The sequence below is a fragment of the Cobetia sp. BMC6 genome (assembly GCF_029991385.1).
GTDB lineage: Bacteria > Pseudomonadota > Gammaproteobacteria > Pseudomonadales > Halomonadaceae > Cobetia.
Map to the genome: position 1 here is coordinate 1 of NZ_JAKUMF010000079.1, position 340 is coordinate 340.

General features: G+C 55.6%; 1 protein-coding gene. It reads right to left on the bottom strand.

Going from position 1 to position 340, the window contains the following annotated elements:
• Positions 1 to 340, bottom strand: a 340-nt coding sequence (locus MKZ40_RS17075) for a DDE-type integrase/transposase/recombinase (protein WP_282628010.1), incomplete at both ends; no start/stop codon positions are given.

The following is a 340-nucleotide window of genomic DNA, read 5'->3' on the forward strand; positions in this document are numbered from 1 at the left end:
TTCGGCGGTATCCCATCGTTATGCTTGTGCGGCCTGAGGCTGCTGTAGTAACCGATCATATAATCAGTGACAGATCGCTTCGCCGCAGCGACATCGGGATAGCCGATCTCTGGTATCCATTCCGTTTTCAGGCTTCTGAAGAAGCGCTCTGTTGGGGCATTGTCCCAGCAATTGCCACGGCGACTGAGACTCAGCGTCATTCGGTAGCGCCAAAGCATCTGCCGGAATGCCCGGCTGGTGTACTGGCAACCCTGATCCGAATGAAACAGGATATTCCGTGGCTCTCCACGCGATTCGTAGGCCATGGTCAGCGCTTTCTTTACCAGCTCCGTGTTCGGCG